The organism is Johnsonella ignava ATCC 51276 (assembly GCF_000235445.1).
Taxonomy (GTDB): domain Bacteria; phylum Bacillota; class Clostridia; order Lachnospirales; family Lachnospiraceae; genus Johnsonella; species Johnsonella ignava.
The window spans coordinates 1-26,139 of record NZ_JH378837.1 but is presented as its reverse complement, the minus strand read 5'-3'; the positions used below and the strand labels follow the sequence as shown (position 1 = coordinate 26,139).

Below are 26,139 nucleotides of genomic sequence, written 5' to 3'. Positions count from 1 at the left end.
AATAAAATATTACTACTTTTGATACTGTTTGTCAAGAAATAAAATAAGCCGCCCTTAACAGCCTTCTAAGCTGTTAAGGGCGGCTCAATTTAATATTTATGACTTTTTCTTATTTAAGAAAATATCAGAAAAATTTTTCCACAGCATAAATAATATTAATACTGCTCCTACATATCCGTTTAATACATATATATAATTAACTAAAACTCGAAACGGTAAGAATAAGCCTACTATCAAACCAAGCACTCCAAGTGCTACAGTAAGCATTCTGAACGTGTTTGTTCCTTCCTTTGAAAATCTTACAACCGGATTATAAAGCAAAGGAACCGCTGTAGTATAAATTCCGGCAAATACCACAATTGAAAATATAGCCGAAAACGGTTTCCAAATCTTTAAAGCAAGTATAAGATTCGGTATGTCCGCATTCCATATATAAGTGCCGTTTTCTCCCGTATTTATATTCGCTATTTGTGCGAATGAAACAAGCATTATAGCAATACATACAGCAATGGTTCCGGCTAATATACCATAATTTAAATCTTTCTTACTGTTCTTTGCACCAAGAGCGGAAGTAAAGCTGGCAAACCACAGTAATACAAAACCTGCATAGGATAAACCTGAAATCAACCAGTTTGCACCTGCATTTTTTATCGTATTAGCGGCATCCGAACCTATATAGCTTCCACTTGCTATGACACTCAGTCCCTCTCCTATATTTTTAGCATCTCTTACACAGGTTACAAGACCTATGAATATACACAGAGTAACTATAATAGGACCTACTATACCTATAGCGTCAACAAGAGAATTCAATCCTCCTATAACCGTTAAAATAGTTATTGCCGTCAAAATCACAGCTCCTACCCATAAAGGCAGGTTATACTGTTGCTTTATGGTAGATGCGGCACCTCCTACCATTACCCAAAACGACATATAACAAAATATAGTAGAATAATAATCGCAAAATGTACCTATATATCTGCCGCAATAAAATTTATAAACATCATTGCCTTTTTCAAATTTTTGTTCAGCTCCGGCTTTAGCAAAATTAAAATTGTAGTAAAGAAATGCTACTGCAAACACAAGCAATACAAGTATATTCTTTGTTCCATATGCCGTGTAATATTGTACTATCTCTTGACCTGTAGCAAAGCCTGAACCTATAGTAAAGGCAATAATAGCACCCGCAAGAATTAAAACTCTTTTTAAATTCAAAGTATTACTGTCTTTATCCATATTTACTTCCCCATATTTGGTTTTTTAGAAATCATCCTTTTCGAACACAGTCTGCTCTGCAACTGGTGTTTGCAAAGCTTTTAATGCTCTCTTTACCATACGTCTACGTATTTTTTTAGAATCAACCTCACCTTGAGTAGGATCTCCAAGCGGATAAGGAATACCTACACCCGGGATAATCCTGTTTGCACCTATCGTCAATGAAATCGGAACTACAGTAGCCATGTGAACTACCGGAATACCATACTTTTCTATACCCTTTACCATCGTTGCACCGCAACGTGTACAAGTACCTCAGGTACTGACAAGTATAACCGCATCAACATGATCGTCTATAAGAGTCTTTCCTATCGCATCGCCGAATTTAGCCGCAGAACCTGTAGCTGTACCGGTACCTGTTGTTGCAAAGAAAGTATTGTAGAGTTCTCCAAATTCGCCTTCCTTTTCAAGCTCTCTAAGTACATCTAAGGGAACAACAAGGTTAGGATTTTCCATAACAAACTGTCTGTCATATCCTCCGTGTATGGTAGTAAAGTCGTCAGGAGAAAGCTTCTGCATTCCCTCTATGCTGTATGCACCGTATTTTGTCGCATTACTTGACTCAATATGGTCAGGGTTGCCGGTAGGAACTATACCTCCTGAAGTAACTACAGCTATCTTTGCCTTCTTCATGTTCTCCACAGGCTTTGCAGGTGCAACCCTGTCAAATTTAGGCATAGGAAGATCCGTTTCAAATTCTTCTCCCTTAAGCTTTTTAACAAGCATTTTGATAGCTCTTTCAGAACCTCTTTCATCTGCAAAATAGTTAACCCTTATACCTCTTTCATGGTAACCTTCAATCTCAGGTCCTAAAACCTCCTCATGCTTTGCAAGCTTTTCTATTAAAGGACATAAGCTTTTTACTACCTTCTTCATGCTTGCAGCAGAATCTCCGGTTTTAACTATAATCAAATCCTTACGGAACATGTCAACACCCGGATTTTCAGCATACGCAGCTGTAATAACAGGTATCTGCAATCTTTCTTCAACCGCCTTTGCAATAGTTCCGCATGCAACCCCGTAACGACCTGCGTTAAATGCCGGTCCTGCAACAAAAACATCAGGTTTGTATTTCTTAATCATTTCAATAAGAGTGTCTGTTGCTTCATCCAAATTTTCACCATAATAATTGTCTCCGCATATCGCAGTTGCAACAATCTCAAAATCATCGCTTAAATTAGCTTTAATAGCTACACCGGGTCCTAAAATCCCTTCTCTTATCTCCGGCTTATGATCCGCCTTCTCTTCTCCGCCTATTCCGGCAAAAAACTGATTTACATAATGTACTATTCTATATTTAGCCATTATAATCCCCCTTATCTTAATAACCTCTGGCTGCCAGACAATTGTATCCGTTTGCTATGGTTGAAGCTATAATAATTTGAATCTCAGCCTCAAACGAACCGTCAGGATTTACACAACCTGCCCAGCCACCTATTTGATCCTCAATATAATCCATAGTACCGATTATTTTTTTCATAACCGGGAACTGTAAAGTCATATTTCCCTGTCCACAAGAAGCAAGTGCCGTAGCCTCCTCACATACATCCGCAAGCGACTGAGACTTACCGTCCTTTCCCGGGAACTCATCTGTAATAAGTACTACTTTAACACCCTTTCTCTCAACCTTCTTGCAATTCATCATAAGGTCGGTATCAGGGTTACCATAGCCCTCCTCAGTTATAAGAACTCCATCAAGCCCCATATATTCCGCTAATTTAGCAACCATATCGGAATGTCTTTCCTTATCGGCAAGAAATACGTTTTCATTCGTGAGGATAACTCCCATAAAGTTAATATCTTTACCATGATGCTTGTAGCAATCTTCAATAACGGGATTGTGTAAATGATGGAATGTGGTAACCTTATCACAAGGTGCAACACAGTTACCTGATATTATCGCTCCGTCCATTATTTCAGTAGGATACATAAAAGTCGGAACTATCTGCTTTGCATCTACTCCATAATAATATGTATCATGCAAAAGTCCCTGAGACTGCAACATATGTATATAACCTACTTTTGGAAGATCAGGGTACATTGCCGCCTGTTCAAATAAAGGTTTTGTTTCGTATACTTCCAAAACATCAGGCTCAAGATTTCTTGCCGTTTCACCGAGATATGCAGCCACCTTTAAACCCGCTAAACGTCCTGCTCTTTCATAAACATGTGTTTCAAGCCCTTCCTGAGGTTCAATAACTACACAAAGGTTTACGGTCTTTGAAAACGGGCAGTAATCTGCAGCTACACCGCTCATATCTATTACACCCTCCTGAAAACCTACAATCCTTCCTACAGTAACAACACAACAACCCTCTAAAGCATGTGTCCTGCCTTCACCCACTGCAGGAGATACCTTGCCTGTAACTCCCGGAAATATCTCGCCCCCGCTAACCTTTACACGTGGCTCAATAACATCCTTTACCGGAGTTATACGGGTGCTCTCTCCCGGCTTTGCGATGTCAAGCTTACAGGAAACCAGCTTGTCATCCTCTAAAACCAACTTTTCAACCTCTTCTTTATTTACATAAAGAACATGGTTTTCAACATAAGTTTTTTCTGAAAATTGGATATCATCAATCTTGATTTTTCCAAGCTCCAATTTCATATGATACACCTCCTTTTGTAATCGCGATAACTTTTGTTTCTAAAAAGAGAGGTTTTTTTAAACCTCCTCTTTCCGACATTATATATAATTATTTTTATAAATTCAAGGTTATCTCTGGTTTATTTTTTCACAAAAATATAAGTCCATTTTTGTTAAGCTTGCATAATTTAAGATTTTTAGATGAATTATAACTATAACATACACAAGTATTTGAACTAAATACTTGGATTTTTGTAAATTTATGCCATATATAGATAAATAAAATATATCAATCTATATATTAATTAAATCTGTAAATAAATACAAAGAAGGCTTGAAACAAACTTATTAAAATACAATTTTATGCCTTTTACTACACTTTACTTCTTTTTATTGCATTGTTTCATTTCTTTTATTATCCTTTTTTGTTTTATTACCGTTTTTTTCTTTTTACTACTTCACCATAGTTTTTATAGCCTTGCAAATCCTCTGCAAGCGAAAAAACTATTCTTTCCACATCTCCAACAAATTTCCAGATATAATCATCAAGTTCTTCTTTCTTGACACCTTTATCCATAAGATTTTTAAAATATCCCATATATAAAAAGCATACCATTCGATTTAAAACAACAGCTTTCTCTTCACTTATGGCACCCGCTTTCATACACACCTTGCATACCTCATAGTCCCGCCCCAGAAAATCCGGATTTCTTAACATAGCCTGAAAAACGGGTGAAGATGTCTGGATTTCTTCCGGAAACATATCGTAAAACTCCCCTATGGCTTCTTTTAACTTTATATCCTTTTTTGTTAGAAACAGTAAATTATAAGTTATGGGCTTTCTGAATGCCTCCATTGAATAGCAGTACCACACTCCCACATATTTATCCCATACGTTTTTCCAAACAAGACCGGCTTTATTAAGGGACTGTATATAATCTTTTAACTGCCTAAGCTCCGCATAATAAATAAGCTCATCCAATCCCGAAAAATATCTGTACAGGCTCGCTGAAGAACAGCCAAGTTCTTTTGCTATCTTTCGTATTGACAAATTCTCTATTCCGTCTCTTTTTATCATTTCGGCGGTTTTTAAAATATATTCTTTTCTGCTTAAACCCTTAAAATACTCCATTTATATCACACTTTATACTATTCTGTCCATTATATTGTCTATAACGGATAAATCTATAGTTTTAAAATCCTCTATCACATTCTCCTTGTAATTCGAAGGTGTCCTGGCAATATTCTGCCAACTGTTAAATACTTCCATACATTTCTCTATAAGAAGTATATCCTTAGTATTATCCTCATATGTAGGATATACCAGCACTGAACGATAGGGTGTCTGATTAGGCTTAAGGCTTGAAGCCTGGGGATGGGTAAGTAATTTATGTCTGTCATAAACATAGTCTCTTACCTTTATTAAGGTATCTTCATAGCTTTCCGTATAAACACAGGAAAGCCTGCCTTTGTACTTATCATAAACCCTGTCATTATTTGTTACCAATATAGCTTTTTTTAATTCAAACATATTTCCCCCCTATTTTCTTATCTCTTTCCTTCAAAAGAAGCTGTCGCATTAAAGAAAAACACTATAAGATATAGTAGATTTACATTAAAATAATCACTATCTTTTATAGCTCTAATTCTTAATGCAACAGCCCCTAAATTTGTCTCCCGCTTCACTTCTGTATGTTTTTTCTATATTGTAATTGATTATAATCCTTTTAACACTATATGTCTATATGTCTATATTTATATACTGCCACCATTTTTTCGATATTTCAAAAGTGCAATAAGTGCTGATGCCATTCTTTTCTCATCTTCAGCTAAAAGGATTCTCATTATACCACCACCTTATCCTCTTAATATATTTTAATCATAAATACACTGTTTGTTATTTAATCTCCGCTACCTACCAGACAATCCTTATTAAAAAGTGCATATGATACTATAGCAATAAGTTTATAAATTAAATACATTTGCTCTTGCTCTTCTTTATTACTTATATCCCAGTTTTCCGTACTCAAGTATGCCATCATATCTTTCTGCGCAGCTTCCAGCTCTTTTAATCCAAAAGTATAATCCTCATAATATTTATTCCATAACTGCCTTATAAATGGAATATTCTTCTTTTGACAAAGATTATCAATTGCCTTTTCTTCTGAATAATCAATATATGCAAACCCTTTCTTGCGTCTGTTTTCTAAATAAAAACTATACATAAATTCACCTCTTGACTCCCGCATAAATACTCCAATACTTAAATTTTCTGTAGTTCTACAGACTCTCTTTTAAAATAGCAATTATTTCATCCCGTGTTAATTGCTTATATCCACCATTAAGAATCATCGTACCGTCCGCAATTTTCTCTATCATTTCTTCTGTTACTCCCAATTCAGAAATTTTCATCGTAACTCCCAGTTTTTTCATCCATTCTTCCATTTTAGACAAACCTTCATTAGCAGTTTCTTCATCACTCTTTCCATCAGGATTAACTCCCCATACCTCTTTTGCAAACCTAACAAATTTTTTAAGTCCATACGGCATTATATAACGATAATACGGGATAGATACGGCAGCCAGGGACATACCATGTATTGCATCTGTATAGGCACCTACTGAATGTCCAAGCATATGAACCATCCAGTCAGTAGTTTTACCCATTGAAATCAATGTATTTAATGCCCATGTGGCAGACCACATAATATTAGAGCGTGCTTCATAATCTTGAGAATTGTCAATGGCTATAAGAGATGAATGAATCACTGATTTCATTAATGCTTCTGCAAGATAATCGCTTGTATTGTCATCTTCTCCTGAAAAATACTGCTCACAAATATGACTGAATATATCATATATTCCTGCTATCATCTGTTTCTTTGGCAAAGACATAGTAAATTTCGGATTCAGGATAGAAAACTTCGGCATTACTTCCTCACCGAATACATGACCAACCTTCAGTTTTGCTTTATGGTTTGTAATAACCGCTCCTCCATTCATTTCCGAACCTGTTCCTGCCATTGTAAGAACGCATCCTACCGGAATAATCTCACAGCTTGGTTCTTCAAAACGGATATAGTATTTATCCCAGGGATCTTCATCGCAATGTGCTGAAACAGCAACCGCTTTTGCGTAATCACATACCGAGCCTCCACCTACTGCAAGAATAAAATCCACATGATTTTCCTTTGCAATTTTAGCACCTTCATATAGTTTTTCCAGTGTTGGATTCGGCATAACTCCGCCATCTTCCACGATATTCTTACCATTCGCTTTAAGAATTTCTACAACAGAATCATAAATACCATTTTTCTTTATTGAACCGCCGCCATAAATAAGCTGGACATTCTTTCCATACTGCTTAAGTTCTTCATTTAAATACTTCAAAGAATCATCTCCAAAATATAACTTTGTTGCATTTTTGTAACTGAAATTTCCTAACATTTTTAATTCCTCCTGTTTATTATATATATTAATTATATTTTTGTTTTTGAGTTAATAAAAAATTATATTCCTCAAACTCTATAACTTTTTTATTGCTTAGACATTTTATTTATATTTATTAAAATCAAATATTTATGATATATATAAGTTCCGATAAATAGATAAATAGCTTCTGTTTTAATAATTGTATTGATTAAGAGTATACCGCATACACGGTACCCCCCTTGATAAATATCTTTTATTTTAATAAATTTATACATATCTTCATTACTGACTTTCAGGTAACTGTTATTTCATTATATCATTTATAGCTTTTCCAATATCCCCGTCTATACAAATACTTCTTCCTTCAATTTCACCCGGGCAAAATGCTTCTCCATAATTGATACACGCATATACTGCGTTTTCATTCGACATTGTCATCTGCCAAAACGGATATTTTATAATTACAGGCGTATTTGCTCCAACTCCAAGTTCTAAAAATAAAATATGCATATTCTCATTTGTTTTAAGAAAATTATAATACTCCTCTGAAGCTTTATACCATCCTTCGTCTTCTACAAACGAATCATCAGCCCTGAGATTTATTGTAACATCTGAATTATCATCAGGGCATTTAGGAATAAGGCTTGTTGGAATTTTCATAGATATTTCTCTATTATCAGGGAGAATAAATATTCCATTTCTATCTTTAATAAAGCCTTGTACTTCCATCGCTTTCATAACCCAGTCTTCATTATCATATGTCTTTTGAATTTTTGGATTAACGCTTTGAAACAATCCATAATCTCCTTGAGTGTAAAATAGTCTCCTTTTATCAAAACCTGCTCTTTGAAATTGATGGTCAACATTTGTTGTGATTACAAAATAATTCTTATCTTTTAAAAGAGAAAGCAGCTTTCTATAAACCGGTTCCGGCGGTTCAATATATCTGTTAAAGTATATATGTCTTGCCCACCATGCCCATCTTGTTTCATTATCGGGAAACGGATAAAATCCTCCTGAATATATATCCTTCATTCCATATTTTTCTGCAAAATCAAAAAAATATTTTTCAAACCGCTCTCCACTGTAGCTAAATCCGGCAGAGGTTGATAAACCTGCACCTGCACCTACTACAATAGCATCGGCATTTTGAATTTCATTTTTTAATATCTTAATTTGTTCTTCTTTTGTACCTTGTCCCTTAGACTTACTTCTGCCGAAAGTCCCGGCTCCAATTAAGCCTTGCTGAATAGTTTTTCTGTAACCATCTTTTTTATCATAGTAATTCTTCATAATATTTCTTGTCCTTGTCTTTAAAAACATCGAAAATTATTCTTCCAGTTTTTTATTGAATTATTCATACTTTTACAATATTCTGAATAGTCAATATTATTATTTTGAGGAATATATAGTGGCAGTTTATACATTGTTGGATTTGTATCTCCATAGAAACCATTAAAGGCATATAAATTTATACTCTCCCATTCTTCATATTCAGCATTAAAAGGATAAATTACTCCGCATTTATTTCCACCTGTTATGAATAAATATGAAAGTAATTGGTGAATATCTTCATTTTTTTGATAATCCCAAAATTTATACTTTGCATCAAAGATAATTCGTCTATTATATTCATTTTTTCTTTCAATAAAATCAGGATACCAATGTTTTTCATCTGCCCACTTTAAGCTTCCTCTAGAACCATCAGTAAATAAATGATTATAATTGTATTCTTTTAAAAGTTTTTCCGCAACAAACTCCTCCCAAAGCCAAGCCATGTCAATTAACAGGCTAAATGACAGCTCTTCAGAATTGTCAAATATATTTTTACCGGATTCATTTAATATCATAAGTGCAAGTTTTCGTGCGTCTTCATAGTTCTGATACATAGGATGAGAGATTTCTATTCTACACTTTAAAGTATCTGCATAATTAATATTCTTCCTGTATGATGGAGTTGCATTTTCTATGACTTCAACTATCTCATTAAATATTGGTTCTGTACTTAGATATCCCTCCCATACTTGTGTATGTTCACAGACAATATAATCTATGGTCTGTCGCATTAGGCATAATATTTCGTTATCATATGTATATTCTCTTACTGTATAAGCGGTTTTACCAATGAAAGGCGTGTTTAACTTCAGGTGTCTATTTACATCTATCACTCCTTTAAAATTATAATCATTATATTCCCGTCTGATATATTCTTTGTACAATCCGTCCCTATAAGCTTCAATCAGTTTATTTAGATATAGAATTATCAATATAATTATATAATCGCTTTCTTCCTCACTATTAATATCTATGTTAAAAATATTAAACCCATAAACACTGCTTAATAAGTAAAGAAGAAAGTGCTGCTTTTTAACAGCATCAAAGCGTGATGTTATTTCTATTCGGCAACTGTGGTTACTCTTATCCGGAATCGGTGTAGAGATAACACCAACCCAGTTATAAGTATATACGTTGCTGTTTCTTATTTCTATAATAGTATCATTTTTAAAACTATCTTTTTTAGGTATCGTAATTATTTTATGTTCTTTCAAAAGTCTATTCACAGAGCTAACAGCCTCTATAGATTTTCTGCCTTTTTCGGGTATTTTACCATATAATATATCATTTACATTATCACCGGCAAAACAATATATATCGTTAGGTTGTTGATTATCCTTAAGAGTAATAAACACTTTATCTTTCATAGTTCATACTCCTTGTTACAATATAAAGGAATTTTTGATATTTTCGATTTCTACATGCCTTCCCTTACCCTTGACATATTCGTCTAAAATCTGTGAAAGATGATTATTCCATACTTTCTCTCTAGCTTCTTTATAATTCGGGTTATCTTTAGAAAAGTAAAATTTAATTTTAGCAAAGTACGCTGGACCGAGATGGTAATGTTCAGTTAGTTTTAAATCATTCGTAATTGACTTATTAAGTGCCTTTATTCTCTCTTTATAATCTTCATAATCAGAAGCAAAAACTCTATCTATTTCCATTGATGTTAATATAATATCTTTAACTTCCTCTGCCTTTACTTCATACCATGCAAAACGTCTTCTTAAAGCAAAATCAAATACCTCAACACTCCTGTCTATATCATTCATAGTCCCAATGATATAGACATTTGAAGGAATAAAAAATTTATCATTATCCTCACTTATAAATAATGTTTCTTTGGTCGCAAGTGCAGAATATTGTGTTGAAATAGCACCTTTCTGTCCTCTGTAATCAGGATCAAGGCAGTACATAGTTTCTCCAAGAACTTTTGAAATCTCTGCCCGGTTTATTTCATCGATAATGAATAAGAATTTAGGAAGTTTACTTGTGTCAAAAGTTATAGTATCAACTTTTTTAGCTTGTTTTTTATTTACTTTTTGATTTGCATATTCAATTTCTTTTTTTAGTTCATCTTTTTTTATTTTATTTTTCCAGAAATTCCTAATTGAATCGTCTTCTCCGTCTAGGAATTCATCTATAGTTTTTGTATCAACTGACTTATCAGCTTCGTATATTCTTTCTATAACACCGGCTCGGCGGCAGAAAGACTTAAACGAACCATTTTTAAGCATATATTTTAGCCCCTTACTTGACAAATCAGGTCTTATACCATCTATAAAATCAGTATAGTCATAGGATGGATGGAACTGTACCATATCCACTTGGATTTTTTTAATTTCTTTTTTTTCTTCTTCGGTTTTATACGAAATGTTCAACAACCTATCAGCAAGCTCGTATATGGCAGAAAAAGTCTTTCCAGTACCTGGTGCACCATGCATAATAAGCTGTTTATTGGCTAACAATAATTTATACTGAGAAGTAATTTTTATGTTGCATTCATCAATTAAATCTTCAATAACCTGATTTATCTCTTTCTTAGCTCTTATGGGACCGTCATCATTGCTATATGATTCAAAACACCAATTATCGGAACTACTGAATATATTATTTCCTTCGCTATCTTCCAATTCCATAGTATCTTTGTTATAAAGAATTCTTAGAGATATATTCGGATTTAAATTTGTTAACTTCTTATTATACTTGGAATCTAAGCCTGTTTTTTTGGTGGAAGCAGCTTTTTCTATCTGTACAAAATCTCTGGTCATTATAGACCATTCATCTTTTTTGATTCCAACTAGGTTTAAAAATTTTTCTTGATAGCTACTATTATCATCGACACCACCTAAAGCAAGCGCCATGAAAAAATAAAATTTATAGTTCTTTTTTTCATCATCACGCTTTGATACATTTCTAATTATTTGATTGAAATACTCATCTCCATTTTCCAATAAATCCCTAATATCCTGAAAAGTTGAGTCAAGTGTAAGTAGCATCATAGCTGCACATCTCCTTTAAGTTTATAATTTCACTAGGCTAAAGTTTACTTTCCCTATATTTCTTATTGTTTTTATCTGTATCCCCAACAAATAATATTCTGCTGTAAATATCTAAGTCCTCATCCTTATAGACATTAAAGATAACTTTTATCTGACTTCCTGTTTCCTCATAATATTTACAAACTGTACTTACTGCTATCTCAGCAGCTCTTTCATTTGGAAACATGAATACTCCTGTAGATATGCAGCAAAAAGCAAGGCTCTTAACTCCATTCTCATCAGCAAGTTCCAGACAGGAACGATAACAGGATGCTAACAGTTCCTCGTGCTTATTTTGTAATGGTCCCTGCACAATAGGACCTACTGTATGCAGCACATATTTACAGGGAAGATTATAAGCAGGAGTAATTTTTGCCTGTCCTGTTGCTTCCTCATGTCCCTGAGCCTGCATTATGGAATTACAGCGATATCTAAGTGCCAGCCCTGCTTTTGAATGTATACAATTATCCGCACAATTATGAAGAATTCTAAAACATCCTAAAAGAGCACTGTTAGCCGGATTGGTAATTGCATCCACACGAAGGGTAGTCATGTCTCCCTGCCATAAATACAGTCTGTTATCACAACCGAGAGGCTCTAAATCTTCAATATCTACAATACCTACTCTTCTGTTTTCCTCTGTCAGGTACTCATCCTGAATCTTTAAGAACTCTTCATCAAGTTCCTTTGGAAGCCATATATTCATAAGCCCACGAAGCAGGTCCTTTTGCCCTTGTTCATCTTTTGGTATTCTGTAATCACTTAACTGTGAATCATCTTTTTGTAACTGTTTAATCAGCCATAATCTTTGTTCCTCATGAGTCATAAATATTACCCCCCTTATCATCTACATCCGTCATATCAATAGCTGCTAACCGGAAATCCTTCACTATCCACAGTTGCAACTATAACAGTATGAATTTCATCAACTATATACCTAAAATAGTCCTTTGTTTCCATTATTTCCCTCTAAAAAAGTGCTGCATTTTTTTAATTTCTAAATATTATATTTATTTTTCCAAAAGTTTCTGCATCCCACTCCTTAGATCATCTATATTATATTTCCTCATTTCATTCTCCATTGCAAATTGTATAGCCTTTAGTTTATCATCCAACAATGAGTGAATATTTCGTCCTACCGGACACTGAGGGTTAGGACCGGCATGAAAATTAAACAGGTCTCCATTTTCCACCGGATCTATAGCCTCATATACATCGTAAAAAGTTATATCTCTTAGAGGTCTTGTTGGCTTTATTCCCCCTGTACCTCTTGCTACTGTAATCAGCCCTGCATTTCTAAGCTGTGTAAGAATTTTTCTAATGATAACAGGATTCGTATTTATACTACCTGCAAGAAATTCACTTGTAATTTTATACTCATTTTTGAATATCTCCACACAGGTCAAAATGTGCAGAGCTACAGTAAATCTGCTTGATATTTACATAGTTTAATCCTCCTGTTATCATTCTACATCTATTTCGTTGTAAATTCAAGAGTTACATTAAAATTCCCCATTTTGGTTTTGCCAAGTTGTTTCATCCGCTATCGTTTCCATAACGTCCCAATGCTCAGCGATTTTTCCATTTTCAACACGAAACAAGCCATAATATGACGTTGGAGCTTTGCCAAATGTTCCTTCACTGACTGCAAGTGCATAATCTCCATAAGCAAGTACAAAATGTGTTTTATTGTATACCATTTGTATTCCTTGCTTTGCCATCGCTTCCAAAGCAGCTCCAAGTCCTGAAAGTCCATCTGAAATCGCTGTATTGTGTTGAATATAATCCTCTGCAAAAAGTTCCTTTGCTTTTACTGTATCTCCTGATGCAAATGTTCCTATAAGCTCCAATGCTTTCTCTTTGTTTGTCATGATAATTTCCTCCGGAATTTTTATTGCTTGATGTAACCTTTTTGATTTTATCTTGTTTTTTATATTATCATGCTCAAAATGTAATATCAATGGTTACATCTTTTTTTAAAATTTTTTATGCTGCAAAATTATAAGCCTACACTACCACGTGCAAAAAAAGCAGTAAATCCTTTTCAAGACTTACTGCTTCATATGCCGATATAGTTGGCAATGTGTATTCAATTACAACTTAATCGAAAAGTACGACAGCGGTTATAACTTGTCGCTTTATCTGGATTCTATTTTATAATCTTGACTTGTTTATACTCCGTTCAGGGAGCTTTATAAACAACCAAATAAAATAATGTCTTATAGGCTATCCGCTCCAGGTACCTCAAATTTTATAGACAATTTTTTATAGCCTGAGCCAGACCATCAGGGTTTTCCCAAGCCATTGAATGTCCGGCGTCCGGAACAACTTCAATTTTTATATTGTGCTTTTTTAATATTTCAAAATCCTTATCCGGTAATGATCTCTCTCCAAAAATAAAATATTTAGGAAATTCAAATTGGTACAAAAACTCCCTCCATGATGGTGTTCCTCCACTAACGGCATTAATAGAAACTTCAAAAGCAGCCTTCGGCAACCAGTTTTTTAAAGTAGCCACCCACATTGTATTACCTGACCTCTCATACTCCATAAGCTTTATTTTAAAACTGTTTTCCAAATCGCTTTCATCTAAATGTCCAATTTCAAAACTTGCCGCTCCATGACTACTTGGATCTAAATTAGATTCACTAAGTATCAATTTATATATTCTATCTTTTAACAAATTACTTAATTCTATCGCTATAGGACCACCCAAACTATGTCCAAATATAATAATTTTATCTAAATCAAGGTCATCAATAAATTCTTTTAAATATCCGGCATGCGAAGTAACCGTGTATTTGAAAGATAAAGGCTTATCACTATACCCTGCACCCAATAAATCCACTAAAATTATTCGGTGTGTAAACCCCAGTTTAGATGCTACTTCTACATAGTCAAAAGATCCTGCACATCCTAAACCATGTATAAATAGAATAGGTGTCAGTTCTCCTGAAAAATCGTTGTAACGAATTTTATAATTTGTCCCTCTTATTTTATACTCTTTCATTTTCATACCTGCAAATATAATTTAATAATATCTATCATATAAATAAAATCCTCTCACCAATAAGGTGTTTTAAAACTTTATTATAAAACTACATTTTTTTCAATTTTTTTGAAACTTGTTATTGCATGCCTGATACACATAACCGGATGATATAGGAGCATTCTTGATCCGCTGTAACGCATCACTTCCCTTATCTTCTTTCTCATTTCAGCGGAATAGCAATGAATTTTACAGTTGGCACAAAATGTCTTATTTTCCATAAACGGACAATTATCAATCCTTGAACGAGCATAGTCCATCAATCTTTTACAGTCATCACATACCATTATATTATATAAATCTGTGTGTTTTTTACGACAATAAAGTTCAATCATCTGAACGACTATCCGGCTTTCATTTTTCCTCTTTTTTTCTATCTTTTCCTCATTCATAAGTCATCTCTCTCCATTAGGTAATACAAAAAGAGCGGAACCACTAAATAACATATCTTCTGTAATACTTTTTTAATTCTACTATTACAAATTATAACTTTATATATAATCCATTTTAGATAACCGGTCAAGTAAAAATTGGAAATACGACACTCATCAATACCGCAGAAACATTACCCCTAAAAGCAGTGAGATACCTGGGCATTATATAAGGGTATCCAAATCTTCCCCCTTAAAAAACGGGCACCGCTTTCTTATGCACTGATTGTTTTGTGCATAAAATTTACATACAATTTTTGGATTTTCCATCTCAACGCCGAAATGTTCTTTAACAAAATCTATCGCAGATTGTATTGACAGAAATGAATCTCTTTTACAACAGCGTGGACCTCCTACCTCGCCGATCTGCTCCAATGACTTGGCAGTCATCTTATGGGACAAAGAAAACGGCTCATTAGCCAATGGTGTGGATTTTGAAATTATGGAGATAAACATCCCCGAACTGAGCCCGGCTCCGCAAGCTCCCCAGAATCCGCATACACCACCCGGGACATTTTTCCCACGATTCATCATCTCAATCAACGTACTGTGCAGATCAATGTCTCCACCTGCATTCTTATATGCTGTCAGCAGTGCAGAGCCGACCATAACATGATGCTCCGGACCATGCATATGGCAAAATGACATTAACATAAGTTTTTCAATTATTTTAACCGGATTTTTTGACTGTTCTCTCATACATAATCCAATTATGCTGTCAAGCCCCTGAGTATGGCAATCATTGCATACATAATGTTCATTAAGGCATCTTGTTTTACTATTTTCCCTTTTATGGCAGAGCTCACACTCCATAATAATATCTGACTCAAGATATTCAATAGGAGCTTTGCAAATTAAACATTCCTCTTTCACAGGGCATACCTCCCAGCTTCAATTTATAGCTTAAAGTATTTTATTTTTCAATTAGTTACTTCCCTCTTCCAAACGAAGATGAACAATTTTCTTTTTAAATCCAGAATTTAATTTTTTATAGTATCATAACTCCTCTTTTCCCTATAAAATTACTATATATTATTAGCCAACTGTTACAACTTTAATTATATCACTACACTCTCGCTCATACCAGAGGTTTTCTTAAATATTCCTTCAGATCCCGATTCACACCGGGTAATCCCGGTGTCCGGCCGTATCTTTAGCACTGCCGATCGGATTAGGAACTTTCACTTTTTTAGAAATATACTCAATCAGATTCACCAATAAAAACGGCGGCTTTGATTATTTCAAAACCGCCATCAGACCGCAATATTCGGTTTAGACACATAAAGATCCTGCTGCCACAACAAAGTTTTTATATCTAAATTGCCTGGATGAAAGATATTTAATCTTATACTGCTACATCTGCATAAATCCACTTACAATAGCAATAATCCCTACTATAATACAAACTAAACCACCATAGAAAATGCCTTTTTTATCTTTTGAACCCCTTTTTTTCAACAATAAAATAACTCCTGAAATTATAAGCACAATACCAAAACCAATGCTATATACATATAGCCCTGTTGATATGCTTTCAAGCCATTTGTCTACTGTTTTCTCTATTATCTGTTCCATTATTCAACCTCCATAGCATTTACTTTTTTAATCAGAAATATTGAGAATATTATCCCTATAAGTATCATTATTACTGCAACCACATACATTGTTATCCTGCTTAATGTTACATTTACTACTATATTACACATTAGCGAGGCAATAAGTACGGATGAGACAATAGTAGTTGGTACTGATTTTTTGATAAATCCAATTCCTACAGCTACAACTCCGATACTTGCAGCTATAAATGACATAACAAGAGTGCTTTCAATAACTTGCAACATTATAGAAAATGTAAAATCTCTGCCTACAAGATGTATAAATTTTTCAGTTATTCCGAATGTCAGAAAAACAATAATGTTACTGATAACCATTGAAATAATTGTAAATACACATACAACGCTTAGTTTTGACAAAATAATTTTTTTACGACTCACCGGATATGAAAAGAGCAAAATCGGACGTTTACCCGAATAGTCTTCAATAACAAACTTTGAATACATAACTGCTGACATCACACAAAATACCGCCATATTAAAAACACCAAATAAAGGAATCAGATTATTGTATCCCGAAAAAATTGCCATGTCTTTATCATTCGGCTCTAACATAGGAGCGTATGCAAAAAGAAATAGGAATCCCAACATTGTGATTGCAATAATAAGGCTGGCTATTATATAAGTATTAATTTTGTTTTTTTTCAATTCTAATCTAATAAGTGTCTTCATTTTCTTTCCTCCCTGTCATTATATCCATGAAATAATCTTCAAGACCGGAGGGATATTCAGCTTTTACTTTTGCCATGGAAACCTCTCTTACTATTGTTCCGTTTACAATTACTCCTATGGTATCGGCAATATGTTCAATTTCTGTTAAAATATGGCTGGAAATAAGCAAGGTCATTCCTTGTGTTTTTACAAGCTTTATAAACAAATCTCGCATTTCTCTAATTCCCATAGGGTCAAGTCCGTTAATAGGTTCATCCAAAACCAACAATTTGGGTTTATGAATAATTGCTCTTGCTATAGCTAAACGTTGACGCATACCCAATGAGAATGTTGATACAGGCTGAACACCGGTATCATTTAACCCGACTTTTGATAGAATATCCGCTATATCTCCATCTTCCTTACCCATGTATGCAAGATGTATTTTCAAATTTTCTGTTGCTGATAAATGCTCATAAAAAATTGGCGTTTCAATTAAAGTGCCTATTTCTGACAAAATACTACTATGTTCTGAGACGATGTCCATTCCTAAAACCTGTACTTTACCCATAGTCGGTTTTAGCAGTCCTGATAATAGCTTGAATATAGTCGTTTTCCCCGCTCCATTTGCCCCTAAAAATCCATAAATTATACCTTTTTCCACACTCATATTACAGCATTTAATTACTTCTTTTCCAGTAAAAGTTTTTGTAAGGTTCTTTGTTTCTACTATTAAAGTATTATTCACCGGCTTTATCCTCTCTGTCATATAATCTGTGCAATAACTCCAGTGATTTTTCAATAAGCGTATTACTTAGCACATCTATCCCTATAGCCTTCATCATATGTTGCAAAAATCTTAACCGCAATGACAACTTCTCACCGTCGCACTCAAAAACAGCAGGATCACACCACACATTCAGCAGCAGCAGAAAAACCTCCGCACATTCGTCTGGAAAATCTGTAATAAGTGAACCATCTGCAATTCCTCGCTTAATAATTTCAGAAACAAAGCCGGAATCTTTATTTACACAACCCTGCATATAGGATAAAACAAATTCTGCACTTTTCATGCGGATGCTCATTGCATCATCTAAATAATGAGCTTCTTGATTTTCAAGATTTTTTTCTAAAATTAGTTGTAATTGTTCTTTACCACTTAAAGAGCGTGTGCCTGACAGGAAATTCTCCATTGCATCCTTTACAGTTTTCGTCTGTTTTTCCATAACAGATTTTATAATTTCATCTTTAGATTTAAAATGATGATAAATAGCCCCTTTTGATATACCGGCAGTTGTGGCAATATCCTGCATACTAGTCTTATCAAATCCCTTTTCTAAAAAAAGTTTTGCTGATACCGATAAGATGGCTTCAATAGTGGCTTGTGAGTTGTATTCTTTTGACATAAATGCAATACCTCTTAAATAAAACCGACCGTTCGGTTTTTTATTTTAATAATACACCCCTTATCTTTTCTTGTCAAGCAATTTTAATAATATATTTTTATGATTGTTGTTGATTTCTTCTACATGTATATTACAAGCACTTTATCAAATCCTATCTGCTCCTGTTATTTTAATTACATATAGTAAGATTTACGTTTAGATATTTTTTATAAACTTAGAGTAAAAAGGGAGCAGATTTCAGAAGATCATCTCCTAAGTTAGGTTATACTATTTATAGAAAAATACTTGACAAAACCTATCAAAACATGTAATATATGCTACGGTTCGTTCAGTATTTTGATACTGAATATAGAGAAATAACTTAGCTGTTACATTTTTTGAGTTAATGAAAGGACAATACATAATGCAAAAATTTAACAAAAAATTAAAACCGATCTTTTTAGGACTTTCAATATCAATGTTATTTTCATTTAATGCACACGCAGGTATTGATGGATGGAAATTCGAAAATAACCATTGGAAATATTACAAAGAGGCTAAATCATTAAAAGCTTGGCAACATATAAATAATACCTGGTATTTTTTCAATGAGGACGGAAGTTTAAAAACAGGCTGGTATTTGGATGCCGGTAATAATTGGTATTTCCTGGACAGCAGTAAAAATGTCAATCAAGGTGCGCTCTTGACAGGCTGGCAGTGGATAGACGGATATTGCTATTATTTTGAAGGAGTGGATAAAGCCAGGCTTGGAAGGATGTATGCAAATACTGCGGTTGATGGATACAAGCTTGGCACTACAGGCAGATGGATTGATGAAAATAGAGTAGAGCATTATGAATCCGGCAAGGGGATAAGTACAAATACAGCCGGCAATAATCTTAAGCAAAAATCATTAAATACAACCGGAAGATCCGGAGGGTCAGGCGGAGGAGGTTCAAGTCGAGGCGGTGCAAGTGGCAGCGGTGGTTCAAGCCGAGGAGGTGTTTCAAGCAAAGGCGGCGGTTCAAATGGCGGCGATTCAGGTCGGAGAAGCGAAGCAGTCCAAGCACAAGCCTCACATGACAGCATTTTATCTCAAAGTGATTCTTCCAAAAAAGACGGAATTACCGGAAGTTCGAGTCAAGAAAATGAATACGGTAATCTAAATAATACCGACGGTAATCTAAATAATACCGTCGGTAATACTTTTGATAATAAGGATAAATCCGAGCAAAATAATATCGGTACAAATAACACCGCAAAAGAAAACAGTACCACTTCAGACAATACAGATACTCAAAGTTCAAACAAACCGCAAATGGAAGATAATAACAACTCAAATTCACAGCCGAAGGGAAACAAAAATATTGTTCAGCCCGGAAATAATAAAAATGAGGCAGCTGAGCCGGGTAGGCAAGGTTCTGAAAATCAAAAAAACGGTAATAAGGAAAAAAACAGTCTACAGCCTGCCACATCTTCCAATGCGGAAAAACCACAGGAACAAAACAACAAAAATACAGATGTACAGGATAATAGCAATAAAACTGCCGAAGAACAGGAGCAGGATAAACTAAATAAAGCTGAAAAGATAAAAAATTCATTGACAACTGCAAAGAATGATAATGTGGTGCAGTATACAAATGAGTCCGGAGAAATCAGAACTATAATTTGGGCAAAGGGTATAAATGCTCCGACCATGGGAGAAAATGGAGATTTTCAGAAGGAAGTTACCAATTCAGGTTCAGATACATATGTTGATTATAAAGCACCATTTGTTTGGGGTAATTCTTGGTTTGATGTAAATAAAACAAAAGCCGGCGGTAATGTTGATGTAGATAAAAACCTTTGTTTTGGAGCCGTTGCATCAAATATGTTACATTGGTGGTTTGAGCAAAACAGCGAATATGTCGACAGATATATAGCGAAAAACGGAGATATAACCCGTGCAAACAGGCAGCTTTCAGTTTTGAAAAGCTCCTTTAAAAGTCAGCAATCTAGCGGTATATTTGAGCTTTTCAAGGTATTATTCGGACATAATGATAAAGGATTTTATTCCGACCTGTTGATGGATTTATTTATTAACGGATACACCCCTAAGGCAGGCGGTGGTACTAATCCGGAAAGAGAAGATTTGACTCCTGATAATCGAGGCGGATTTTTCTATGATGTATTTAAGGGGGGAAAACTAACAGAGCGTACTTACGGTGGAAACTATGAGGCTTTAAGCGATATACTTAAAGAAACTCTTGGAAATGAAGGTTTAATAGGCTTATCACACAAGGCTTTTACAAACAGTAATCATATTGTAACTCTGTGGGGTGCTGAATATGATTTAAACGGAAAGCTTAAAGCCGTATATATAAGCGATTCGGATGACCAGAATGAAGGAGCGGATGAAAATAATTTGGGAATGAAACGCTATGAAGTACGCAATGTAGGAGGAGTTGCAAAAGTATCTACAAACCAAACCAACAAAGCATCAGGTTCAACCATAGGATATCTTCATATATTGTATCTTGGAAGCACACAGTGGGAAAGTTATTTTAAAAATTAAAAAAACTCTAGAAAGGCACTTGGATCATATATCTGAGTGCCTTTTTTAGTGTCATACAAGTAGTAACTGTAAAAAGCGTCCGGTATCAAATAGATTGAATATAATGACCTAAAACAGAGAATATGCCAAATTTTAGAGGATGGGAGTATATTGAATTTATTTATACTTGGTAGGTGGTGTAAATTATCATACTTCTCTACTTTACACCACCCATTTATCATTCAGAATATTTAGCGTAATCAGCAAAAAGTGCTGTCGCAAACTCTCGCTTTCTACTATATACTTCTCCCCCCTCACAGATTGTGAATTTCTTTAGCTAATCTACTCTTTGAGAGTTGCCCGTTTTTAATACGTCTCAATAAAACTAAGGGATTATAACTGTAAGACAATCGTACTTTGTAATAGTTTATCCACTCAATTACTGCAAATGCCAAAATGAAAATTGCAAACATCATTACAGTAGCATTAAAATAATTAACTATAATTATCGGAACACCAAAGCACAGTAAAACAAGATCAATAATTTTAAGTATACTATATATCTTTCTTGTATATGTTCCGGCAAATTGTGGTGATGATAGTCTCTTTAACAAAATCAACCAATATATTGAGCCTTGAATAAGAATCAAACTCAATATAGTTAATGGATATAAAATAGAAATCAACATCTTTGTATTTAAAAGCCTATCTTTTATAATAAAAAAACATACCCAAAATGATATAACAGCAACAAGCTCTCCTGTCCATAATTTTGTAAGTTCATTCTTTATCCTATTTTTTAGTAATCTCATATTTTACTCCACAAATTTAAATTATTACTTTTTAACAATTAACCATTTATCTTAAATATTTAGAATAAAGTTTTACTAGTTTTTATTATTTGTTTAGAACAATAATTTTGTGTCTTACAAGCTGAATTTATATATCTACAAAACAATAAATTACTGCTCTATTAATTTGAGTGTATCCTCAATAGAAATACACTCTGCATATCTACCCTGCCACATCATTTCATTATAGTATCTATAGGTTGTTTCTCTATCCATATAATCATTATCAAAGGTAGAATTAGCATTATTAGGAACAAAAACTCTATAACCTCTTTCAAAAGCAGATCTCACCGTTGCATCTATACAAAAATTCGTCTGAAGACCAATAATGATTAATATGTCTTCATCTTTCACATAATTTATAAAATCTGAATTTGAAAAGCAACTATTCTTATTTTTAATAAAAATCTTCTCACTAGGGTATGGTGCAATATAATCAGCGATTTCAAAGTCATTATCACCAACCGAAAAACCTGTTCCCGGTCCATCATCATGCTGAATATATATGACTTCAACACCATTCTGACGAGCCTTTGAAACAATTGCTGATGTATTATTCATAAACTCCCGATAATTATATAAACTCTCATTCGTAATTCCTTTTTGTATGTCAACAACTAATACTTTCATTCAATAATCATCCTTTCTGACATCTATCCTATATGTAAAAATATATCCAAGTTATTTTGAATTGTAATAAAACAGCTGTAATGGAGTATTCTATTCTTATTTATATGGTATGGTGTCATTACTGATACTTGGTATAAACACTCAGTCCTACATCTTATACTCTCAAGGTTATAAATCATTTATATGTATCAATTTCTTGGACGATATCTGAGAGCTTAATAATAGGCTTCTTTACGGCTCATTTTGCCGTTTTGTTAGTTTCTTTTTTGTTCGTTTATTTTTTGTCAACTTACATCTTGTTTTCTTATTTTATCGCTTGTTTTCTATATTTCCAAGTGCTATCTCCAATAATTCTTCAGCAACAGAAACAGATTTTATCTCTGGTTTTTATTGTTATGTCTATCAGGTAGTATCTTTTCTAAATTTACTAATCTCTAACAAAGGTTTAATATATTATACCACTTCATATCACTTCAATTTTTCAGTCCACTCCGATTCCTTAAAACCGACAAGCACAGTATCACCATTTACAACCAATGGTCGCTTTACCAGCATGCCATTTGTAGCAAGTAGCTGTAGTTGTTCCTCTTGGCTCATTGCAGGAAGCTTGTCCTTAAGCTGCATTTCTTTATACAGTAACCCACTGGTATTAAAGAACTTTTTTAGCGGAAGTTCACTTTTCGAGTACCATACCTTTAATTCATCATAAGTTGGATTAGCATCCACAATATGACGCTCTGTATAGTCTATATTATGCTCATCAAGCCATTTTTTAGCCTTTTGGCAAGTTGAACATTTTGGATAACAAATAAATATCATTTAAGAACACCTCTCAACTATCTTTTAATCGGTCAACTATGTCTGCAAATTGGATGATTAGTATATCCATAAAATCTACCCTATGGTCCGCTGAACTCTCGCAGTTTTTTACTAAAATCCGGATATACTGACTGTAGGAGCATATCCCCTACTACGCGTTATAATTTCCTGTGCAGACTTACATTCTACATCAGGATTATTGTATAAACAATCCTTGCATGTAGCAAGATTTATATAGCCAACTACTTCATTAAAGAAGTAAATTCGATTTCTTTGGCTATATTACCACAAAACTTGAATTTTATCTACTGATTACCTCAGCAGATCTTATAAGTTCCCAAAAGTCGCAACAGCTTTCTGCTGGTTTGGTAAAGACCTTTTCTCTTTGATTTGCGGAATGCGCTTTTACTGTTTCTTGATTTTCTTTGGCTATTTTTTATCAAAACTGTTTTTTACCAATACTTCAAATTCTTCTTTTTACAACTTTTTCCACTTAATACAAGAAGGTCTTTTATAAGTAAGCAAAAATTCTCTAATGCAGGAAAACATATCGTTTAATTTAATAACCGCATTGATATCGGGTGTCCATTCCTCACCACCGGCATTAAAAGTGATTTCTTTATGATTATCCTCACTATAAGACAACCACATCTCTCCTGTATCATTTTGGAAATAATTCACAGCGGCATATTCCCCATTGATACAAACAGCCATGCAAGGATATTTTTCTTCTCCGCTGATCCAGATATCATCCTTTTCATTTGCCACTTTAGCCACAAATTCTAGTGCACTATCTATTGATACAAAATCAAAATTCCCTGTATTGATGCTGATTATTATCATTTGTCCCTCTGCAAATTTCTAATTTATTTTAATTAATATTGTTGTGATATAACATACTTGTAACATTTTGTCTTGTAACAAATTCAGTAATCTAATTTTATCGCTATCGCCATATTATTTTTGTTCAATATACATAACTCAAAAAACTCCCATAAATTTTATCCGTAAAATTTATTTAGTCAATAAAAAAGTTAGTATGTTATGATCAGAAGCATATGTTTCAATAACTCCATTAAATACAATCTTACTACTGTCATATTCTTTTGTTACAAAAATTCTATCTATTGCAGTCTGTGCAGGCTTAAAAGTTATCATATCGTTTGTTACCAAATCTCTATATTCAAAATTCTTAGAATTTAAATATTCTATCCAATCTTTATTATTAAAATCTCCTAAAATTATTTGCTTATCCACGTTTTTAAATTCTGTCTCTACTATCGCTCTTATCTTATCATCCGTGCTATGAAAGCTAATAATTTTTAATGATTTTTCTTCTAACTCCATTACTACAAATTTATTTTGTAATTCTATTTCAGGACTTGGCTTTATTATTTTCCATGGAGATTCTTTTAATGTAATTGCAACAACATGGCTTTTACATTTGTTAAATTCCTTATCATATTTATCTTCGATATTATGATAAATAGCATAACCATGATTTATAAAAAACTCTCTAGATTTCAAATTATCTTTATCATAAAACTCTTGTAAAAAAATAATGTCATCTTTATCTTTCAAAAGAGAATTCACGATACTGTTAATATGAGTTTTAAAATTTATATTTCGTGGATTATAATAGCCTCCTTTGGTATTTATATTACTATATGCTCCTTGAAATTTATTTATATTAAAACTTGAAATTCTCATATTTCTACTCCATCTCTTCTTTTTCTGCTGTTCACTTCATCCAAAACCTTTCAAAATAAAGGCTTTTCGTTTGTTGAGTTTTGAGAAATCCGTTATATTTAGGCTCGTTTTTAGATTTTTTTACCCGTCCCAGTTCCAGTATCAAATCATTTTTAAAAAAACTGCTCCTACCCATATTCATAATTATAGGGTAACGCATATTAAGTCTATCTTCTGAAAAACATTTCTCGTATTTCAAGACCTTTCGTTTATAACGCATTCAATAATATGATTTTATTTTCTTATTATATGTTGTGGTAAACTATAGTTGTAACAGGAGTGACTAATAAATATAATTATAAAATAGGAGAAATTATTATGTCACAACAACATTACGAACCGGAGTTTAAGAAAAAACTTGTACGCCTTCATTTGGAAGAAGGACGTACACTACAAAGCCTTTCTGCTGAATATGGCGTTGCCAAATCAAGCATTACCATATGGTGTAGAAAATTTAGCAAAGAATGCCGGGAACAAGCCTTAACTAATCCAACTGCCCAAAATGAATTGGAGCTTATGAAAGAAAATCGCCGACTTCGAGCAGAGCTTGAAGAGGCACGAAAGGAAAATCTATTCCTAAAAAAAGCAGCGGCATTCTTTGCAAAAGAAATCGATTAGAGGCTTATCGATTCATTGATGAAAACAAGGACGAACTGGGAGTCCGCTGGCTTCTCAGACGCCTTGATATATATCCAAACGCTTATTACAACTACCTGAGGCACAGGAAGTCTTCTTATCTTGCAAAAAACACAAGA

At 33.8% G+C, this 26,139-nt stretch carries 27 protein-coding genes; 2 read left to right on the top strand and 25 right to left on the bottom strand.

All coding sequences use genetic code 11. The features are described 5' to 3' along the window. Positions 1–96 precede the first annotated feature (96 nt). The 20 genes from HMPREF9333_RS09895 to HMPREF9333_RS09795 form a co-directional block, all read right to left on the bottom strand. Positions 97–1,236: a YkvI family membrane protein gene (locus HMPREF9333_RS09895; RefSeq protein WP_005541727.1), complete on the bottom strand. Its 1,140-nt coding sequence runs from the start codon at positions 1,234–1,236 to the stop codon at positions 97–99. Between the two features lie 24 nt (positions 1,237–1,260). Further along, the gene (grdF, locus tag HMPREF9333_RS09885; RefSeq protein ID WP_083816629.1) at positions 1,261–2,580 is read right to left on the bottom strand and encodes a sarcosine reductase complex component B subunit beta; all 1,320 of its coding nucleotides are present in this window, start codon (positions 2,578–2,580) and stop codon (positions 1,261–1,263) included. Between the two features lie 16 nt (positions 2,581–2,596). Next, the gene (grdG, locus tag HMPREF9333_RS09880) at positions 2,597–3,883 is read right to left on the bottom strand and encodes a sarcosine reductase complex component B subunit alpha (protein ID WP_005541721.1); all 1,287 of its coding nucleotides are present in this window, start codon (positions 3,881–3,883) and stop codon (positions 2,597–2,599) included. A 412-nt stretch (positions 3,884–4,295) separates the two neighbouring features. Continuing rightward, entirely contained in the window at positions 4,296–4,994 is a 699-nt protein-coding gene (locus HMPREF9333_RS09875; protein WP_005541720.1) for a TetR/AcrR family transcriptional regulator, read from the bottom strand. A gap of 12 nt (positions 4,995–5,006) precedes the next feature. Continuing rightward, a complete protein-coding gene (locus tag HMPREF9333_RS09870) occupies positions 5,007–5,393 on the bottom strand; it encodes a GrdX family protein (protein WP_005541719.1) in 387 nt (128 codons plus the stop codon). A gap of 370 nt (positions 5,394–5,763) precedes the next feature. Next, on the bottom strand, positions 5,764–6,087 hold the full coding sequence (locus HMPREF9333_RS09865) for a hypothetical protein (RefSeq protein ID WP_040882870.1): 324 nt from the start codon (positions 6,085–6,087) through the stop codon (positions 5,764–5,766). A gap of 55 nt (positions 6,088–6,142) precedes the next feature. Continuing rightward, entirely contained in the window at positions 6,143–7,309 is a 1,167-nt protein-coding gene (locus HMPREF9333_RS09860) for an iron-containing alcohol dehydrogenase (protein WP_005541717.1), read from the bottom strand. A 288-nt stretch (positions 7,310–7,597) separates the two neighbouring features. Further along, a complete protein-coding gene (locus tag HMPREF9333_RS09855) occupies positions 7,598–8,587 on the bottom strand; it encodes an SIR2 family NAD-dependent protein deacylase (RefSeq protein WP_005541716.1) in 990 nt (329 codons plus the stop codon). A gap of 20 nt (positions 8,588–8,607) precedes the next feature. Then, positions 8,608–9,996: a 5-methylcytosine restriction system specificity protein McrC gene (locus HMPREF9333_RS09850; protein ID WP_005541715.1), complete on the bottom strand. Its 1,389-nt coding sequence runs from the start codon at positions 9,994–9,996 to the stop codon at positions 8,608–8,610. Positions 9,997–10,011: 15 nt separating this feature from the next. After that, complete coding sequence (locus HMPREF9333_RS09845; protein ID WP_005541714.1) at positions 10,012–11,634, bottom strand: AAA family ATPase; 1,623 nt, start codon at positions 11,632–11,634, stop codon at positions 10,012–10,014. Between the two features lie 37 nt (positions 11,635–11,671). Beyond that, positions 11,672–12,499 carry a protein-ADP-ribose hydrolase gene (locus HMPREF9333_RS09840; protein ID WP_005541713.1) on the bottom strand — a complete coding sequence of 276 codons (828 nt, stop codon included), beginning with the start codon at positions 12,497–12,499 and terminating at the stop codon, positions 11,672–11,674. A 184-nt stretch (positions 12,500–12,683) separates the two neighbouring features. Further along, entirely contained in the window at positions 12,684–13,112 is a 429-nt protein-coding gene (locus tag HMPREF9333_RS09835; protein ID WP_242822339.1) for an Rrf2 family transcriptional regulator, read from the bottom strand. A 63-nt stretch (positions 13,113–13,175) separates the two neighbouring features. Further along, a complete protein-coding gene (locus HMPREF9333_RS09830) occupies positions 13,176–13,544 on the bottom strand; it encodes a nuclear transport factor 2 family protein (RefSeq protein WP_005541711.1) in 369 nt (122 codons plus the stop codon). Between the two features lie 380 nt (positions 13,545–13,924). Beyond that, positions 13,925–14,683, bottom strand: a complete 759-nt coding sequence (locus HMPREF9333_RS09825) for an alpha/beta fold hydrolase (protein WP_005541710.1) — start codon at positions 14,681–14,683, stop codon at positions 13,925–13,927. Positions 14,684–14,763: 80 nt separating this feature from the next. Then, positions 14,764–15,114: a nitrous oxide-stimulated promoter family protein gene (locus tag HMPREF9333_RS09820; protein WP_005541709.1), complete on the bottom strand. Its 351-nt coding sequence runs from the start codon at positions 15,112–15,114 to the stop codon at positions 14,764–14,766. Positions 15,115–15,318: 204 nt separating this feature from the next. Next, entirely contained in the window at positions 15,319–16,026 is a 708-nt protein-coding gene (locus HMPREF9333_RS09815) for a DUF5714 domain-containing protein (protein WP_005541707.1), read from the bottom strand. 480 nt (positions 16,027–16,506) lie between these two features. Continuing rightward, on the bottom strand, positions 16,507–16,728 hold the full coding sequence (locus HMPREF9333_RS09810) for a hypothetical protein (protein ID WP_005541705.1): 222 nt from the start codon (positions 16,726–16,728) through the stop codon (positions 16,507–16,509). After that, entirely contained in the window at positions 16,728–17,438 is a 711-nt protein-coding gene (locus tag HMPREF9333_RS09805; RefSeq protein WP_005541704.1) for an ABC transporter permease, read from the bottom strand. The genes HMPREF9333_RS09810 and HMPREF9333_RS09805 overlap by 1 nt, the downstream gene beginning before the upstream one ends. Beyond that, positions 17,422–18,165 carry an ABC transporter ATP-binding protein gene (locus HMPREF9333_RS09800; RefSeq protein ID WP_005541702.1) on the bottom strand — a complete coding sequence of 248 codons (744 nt, stop codon included), beginning with the start codon at positions 18,163–18,165 and terminating at the stop codon, positions 17,422–17,424. The genes HMPREF9333_RS09805 and HMPREF9333_RS09800 overlap by 17 nt, the downstream gene beginning before the upstream one ends. Then, complete coding sequence (locus HMPREF9333_RS09795; protein WP_005541701.1) at positions 18,158–18,823, bottom strand: TetR/AcrR family transcriptional regulator; 666 nt, start codon at positions 18,821–18,823, stop codon at positions 18,158–18,160. Before HMPREF9333_RS09795 ends, HMPREF9333_RS09800 begins: the two co-directional genes overlap by 8 nt. Positions 18,824–19,226: 403 nt before the next feature. On the opposite strand from HMPREF9333_RS09795, the gene HMPREF9333_RS09790 reads away from it, so the two are divergent. Further along, on the top strand, positions 19,227–21,356 hold the full coding sequence (locus HMPREF9333_RS09790) for an IdeS/Mac family cysteine endopeptidase (protein WP_040882865.1): 2,130 nt from the start codon (positions 19,227–19,229) through the stop codon (positions 21,354–21,356). 293 nt (positions 21,357–21,649) lie between these two features. Here HMPREF9333_RS09790 and HMPREF9333_RS09785 read toward each other — a convergent pair whose 3' ends face one another. From HMPREF9333_RS09785 to HMPREF9333_RS09765, 5 genes are all read right to left on the bottom strand, one after another. Then, a complete protein-coding gene (locus HMPREF9333_RS09785; RefSeq protein ID WP_005541699.1) occupies positions 21,650–22,147 on the bottom strand; it encodes a hypothetical protein in 498 nt (165 codons plus the stop codon). A 150-nt stretch (positions 22,148–22,297) separates the two neighbouring features. Continuing rightward, complete coding sequence (locus HMPREF9333_RS09780; RefSeq protein ID WP_005541698.1) at positions 22,298–22,816, bottom strand: isochorismatase family protein; 519 nt, start codon at positions 22,814–22,816, stop codon at positions 22,298–22,300. Between the two features lie 468 nt (positions 22,817–23,284). Next, positions 23,285–23,635, bottom strand: a complete 351-nt coding sequence (locus tag HMPREF9333_RS09775; protein ID WP_005541697.1) for an arsenate reductase family protein — start codon at positions 23,633–23,635, stop codon at positions 23,285–23,287. Positions 23,636–24,112: 477 nt separating this feature from the next. Further along, positions 24,113–24,478, bottom strand: coding sequence for a hypothetical protein (locus HMPREF9333_RS09770; RefSeq protein WP_005541696.1), 366 nt, complete (start codon positions 24,476–24,478; stop codon positions 24,113–24,115). A 171-nt stretch (positions 24,479–24,649) separates the two neighbouring features. Beyond that, positions 24,650–25,345, bottom strand: coding sequence for an endonuclease/exonuclease/phosphatase family protein (locus HMPREF9333_RS09765; protein WP_005541695.1), 696 nt, complete (start codon positions 25,343–25,345; stop codon positions 24,650–24,652). A gap of 357 nt (positions 25,346–25,702) precedes the next feature. On the opposite strand from HMPREF9333_RS09765, the gene HMPREF9333_RS09760 reads away from it, so the two are divergent. Next, positions 25,703–26,002: a transposase gene (locus HMPREF9333_RS09760; protein ID WP_005539280.1), complete on the top strand. Its 300-nt coding sequence runs from the start codon at positions 25,703–25,705 to the stop codon at positions 26,000–26,002. Positions 26,003–26,139 lie beyond the last annotated feature (137 nt).

What these genes read in the sequence shown, in the direction of transcription:
- HMPREF9333_RS09860 (WP_005541717.1), bottom strand. Translation starts at nt 7,309, where the DNA reads ATGTTAGGAAATTTCAGTTACAAAAATGCAACAAAGTTATATTTTGGA.
- HMPREF9333_RS09760 (WP_005539280.1), top strand. Translation starts at nt 25,703, where the DNA reads ATGTCACAACAACATTACGAACCGGAGTTTAAGAAAAAACTTGTACGC.
- HMPREF9333_RS09805 (WP_005541704.1), bottom strand. Translation starts at nt 17,438, where the DNA reads ATGAAGACACTTATTAGATTAGAATTGAAAAAAAACAAAATTAATACT.
- HMPREF9333_RS09825 (WP_005541710.1), bottom strand. Translation starts at nt 14,683, where the DNA reads ATGAAAGAGTATAAAATAAGAGGGACAAATTATAAAATTCGTTACAAC.
- HMPREF9333_RS09785 (WP_005541699.1), bottom strand. Translation starts at nt 22,147, where the DNA reads ATGAGATTACTAAAAAATAGGATAAAGAATGAACTTACAAAATTATGG.
- HMPREF9333_RS09780 (WP_005541698.1), bottom strand. Translation starts at nt 22,816, where the DNA reads ATGAAAGTATTAGTTGTTGACATACAAAAAGGAATTACGAATGAGAGT.
- HMPREF9333_RS09855 (WP_005541716.1), bottom strand. Translation starts at nt 8,587, where the DNA reads ATGAAGAATTACTATGATAAAAAAGATGGTTACAGAAAAACTATTCAG.
- grdG (WP_005541721.1), bottom strand. Translation starts at nt 3,883, where the DNA reads ATGAAATTGGAGCTTGGAAAAATCAAGATTGATGATATCCAATTTTCA.
- HMPREF9333_RS09790 (WP_040882865.1), top strand. Translation starts at nt 19,227, where the DNA reads ATGCAAAAATTTAACAAAAAATTAAAACCGATCTTTTTAGGACTTTCA.
- HMPREF9333_RS09845 (WP_005541714.1), bottom strand. Translation starts at nt 11,634, where the DNA reads ATGATGCTACTTACACTTGACTCAACTTTTCAGGATATTAGGGATTTA.
- HMPREF9333_RS09795 (WP_005541701.1), bottom strand. Translation starts at nt 18,823, where the DNA reads ATGTCAAAAGAATACAACTCACAAGCCACTATTGAAGCCATCTTATCG.
- HMPREF9333_RS09840 (WP_005541713.1), bottom strand. Translation starts at nt 12,499, where the DNA reads ATGACTCATGAGGAACAAAGATTATGGCTGATTAAACAGTTACAAAAA.
- HMPREF9333_RS09820 (WP_005541709.1), bottom strand. Translation starts at nt 15,114, where the DNA reads ATGAATGAGGAAAAGATAGAAAAAAAGAGGAAAAATGAAAGCCGGATA.
- HMPREF9333_RS09810 (WP_005541705.1), bottom strand. Translation starts at nt 16,728, where the DNA reads ATGGAACAGATAATAGAGAAAACAGTAGACAAATGGCTTGAAAGCATA.
- HMPREF9333_RS09770 (WP_005541696.1), bottom strand. Translation starts at nt 24,478, where the DNA reads ATGATAATAATCAGCATCAATACAGGGAATTTTGATTTTGTATCAATA.
- HMPREF9333_RS09850 (WP_005541715.1), bottom strand. Translation starts at nt 9,996, where the DNA reads ATGAAAGATAAAGTGTTTATTACTCTTAAGGATAATCAACAACCTAAC.
- HMPREF9333_RS09875 (WP_005541720.1), bottom strand. Translation starts at nt 4,994, where the DNA reads ATGGAGTATTTTAAGGGTTTAAGCAGAAAAGAATATATTTTAAAAACC.
- HMPREF9333_RS09870 (WP_005541719.1), bottom strand. Translation starts at nt 5,393, where the DNA reads ATGTTTGAATTAAAAAAAGCTATATTGGTAACAAATAATGACAGGGTT.
- HMPREF9333_RS09895 (WP_005541727.1), bottom strand. Translation starts at nt 1,236, where the DNA reads ATGGATAAAGACAGTAATACTTTGAATTTAAAAAGAGTTTTAATTCTT.
- HMPREF9333_RS09830 (WP_005541711.1), bottom strand. Translation starts at nt 13,544, where the DNA reads ATGACAAACAAAGAGAAAGCATTGGAGCTTATAGGAACATTTGCATCA.
- HMPREF9333_RS09865 (WP_040882870.1), bottom strand. Translation starts at nt 6,087, where the DNA reads ATGTATAGTTTTTATTTAGAAAACAGACGCAAGAAAGGGTTTGCATAT.
- HMPREF9333_RS09775 (WP_005541697.1), bottom strand. Translation starts at nt 23,635, where the DNA reads ATGATATTTATTTGTTATCCAAAATGTTCAACTTGCCAAAAGGCTAAA.
- HMPREF9333_RS09765 (WP_005541695.1), bottom strand. Translation starts at nt 25,345, where the DNA reads ATGAGAATTTCAAGTTTTAATATAAATAAATTTCAAGGAGCATATAGT.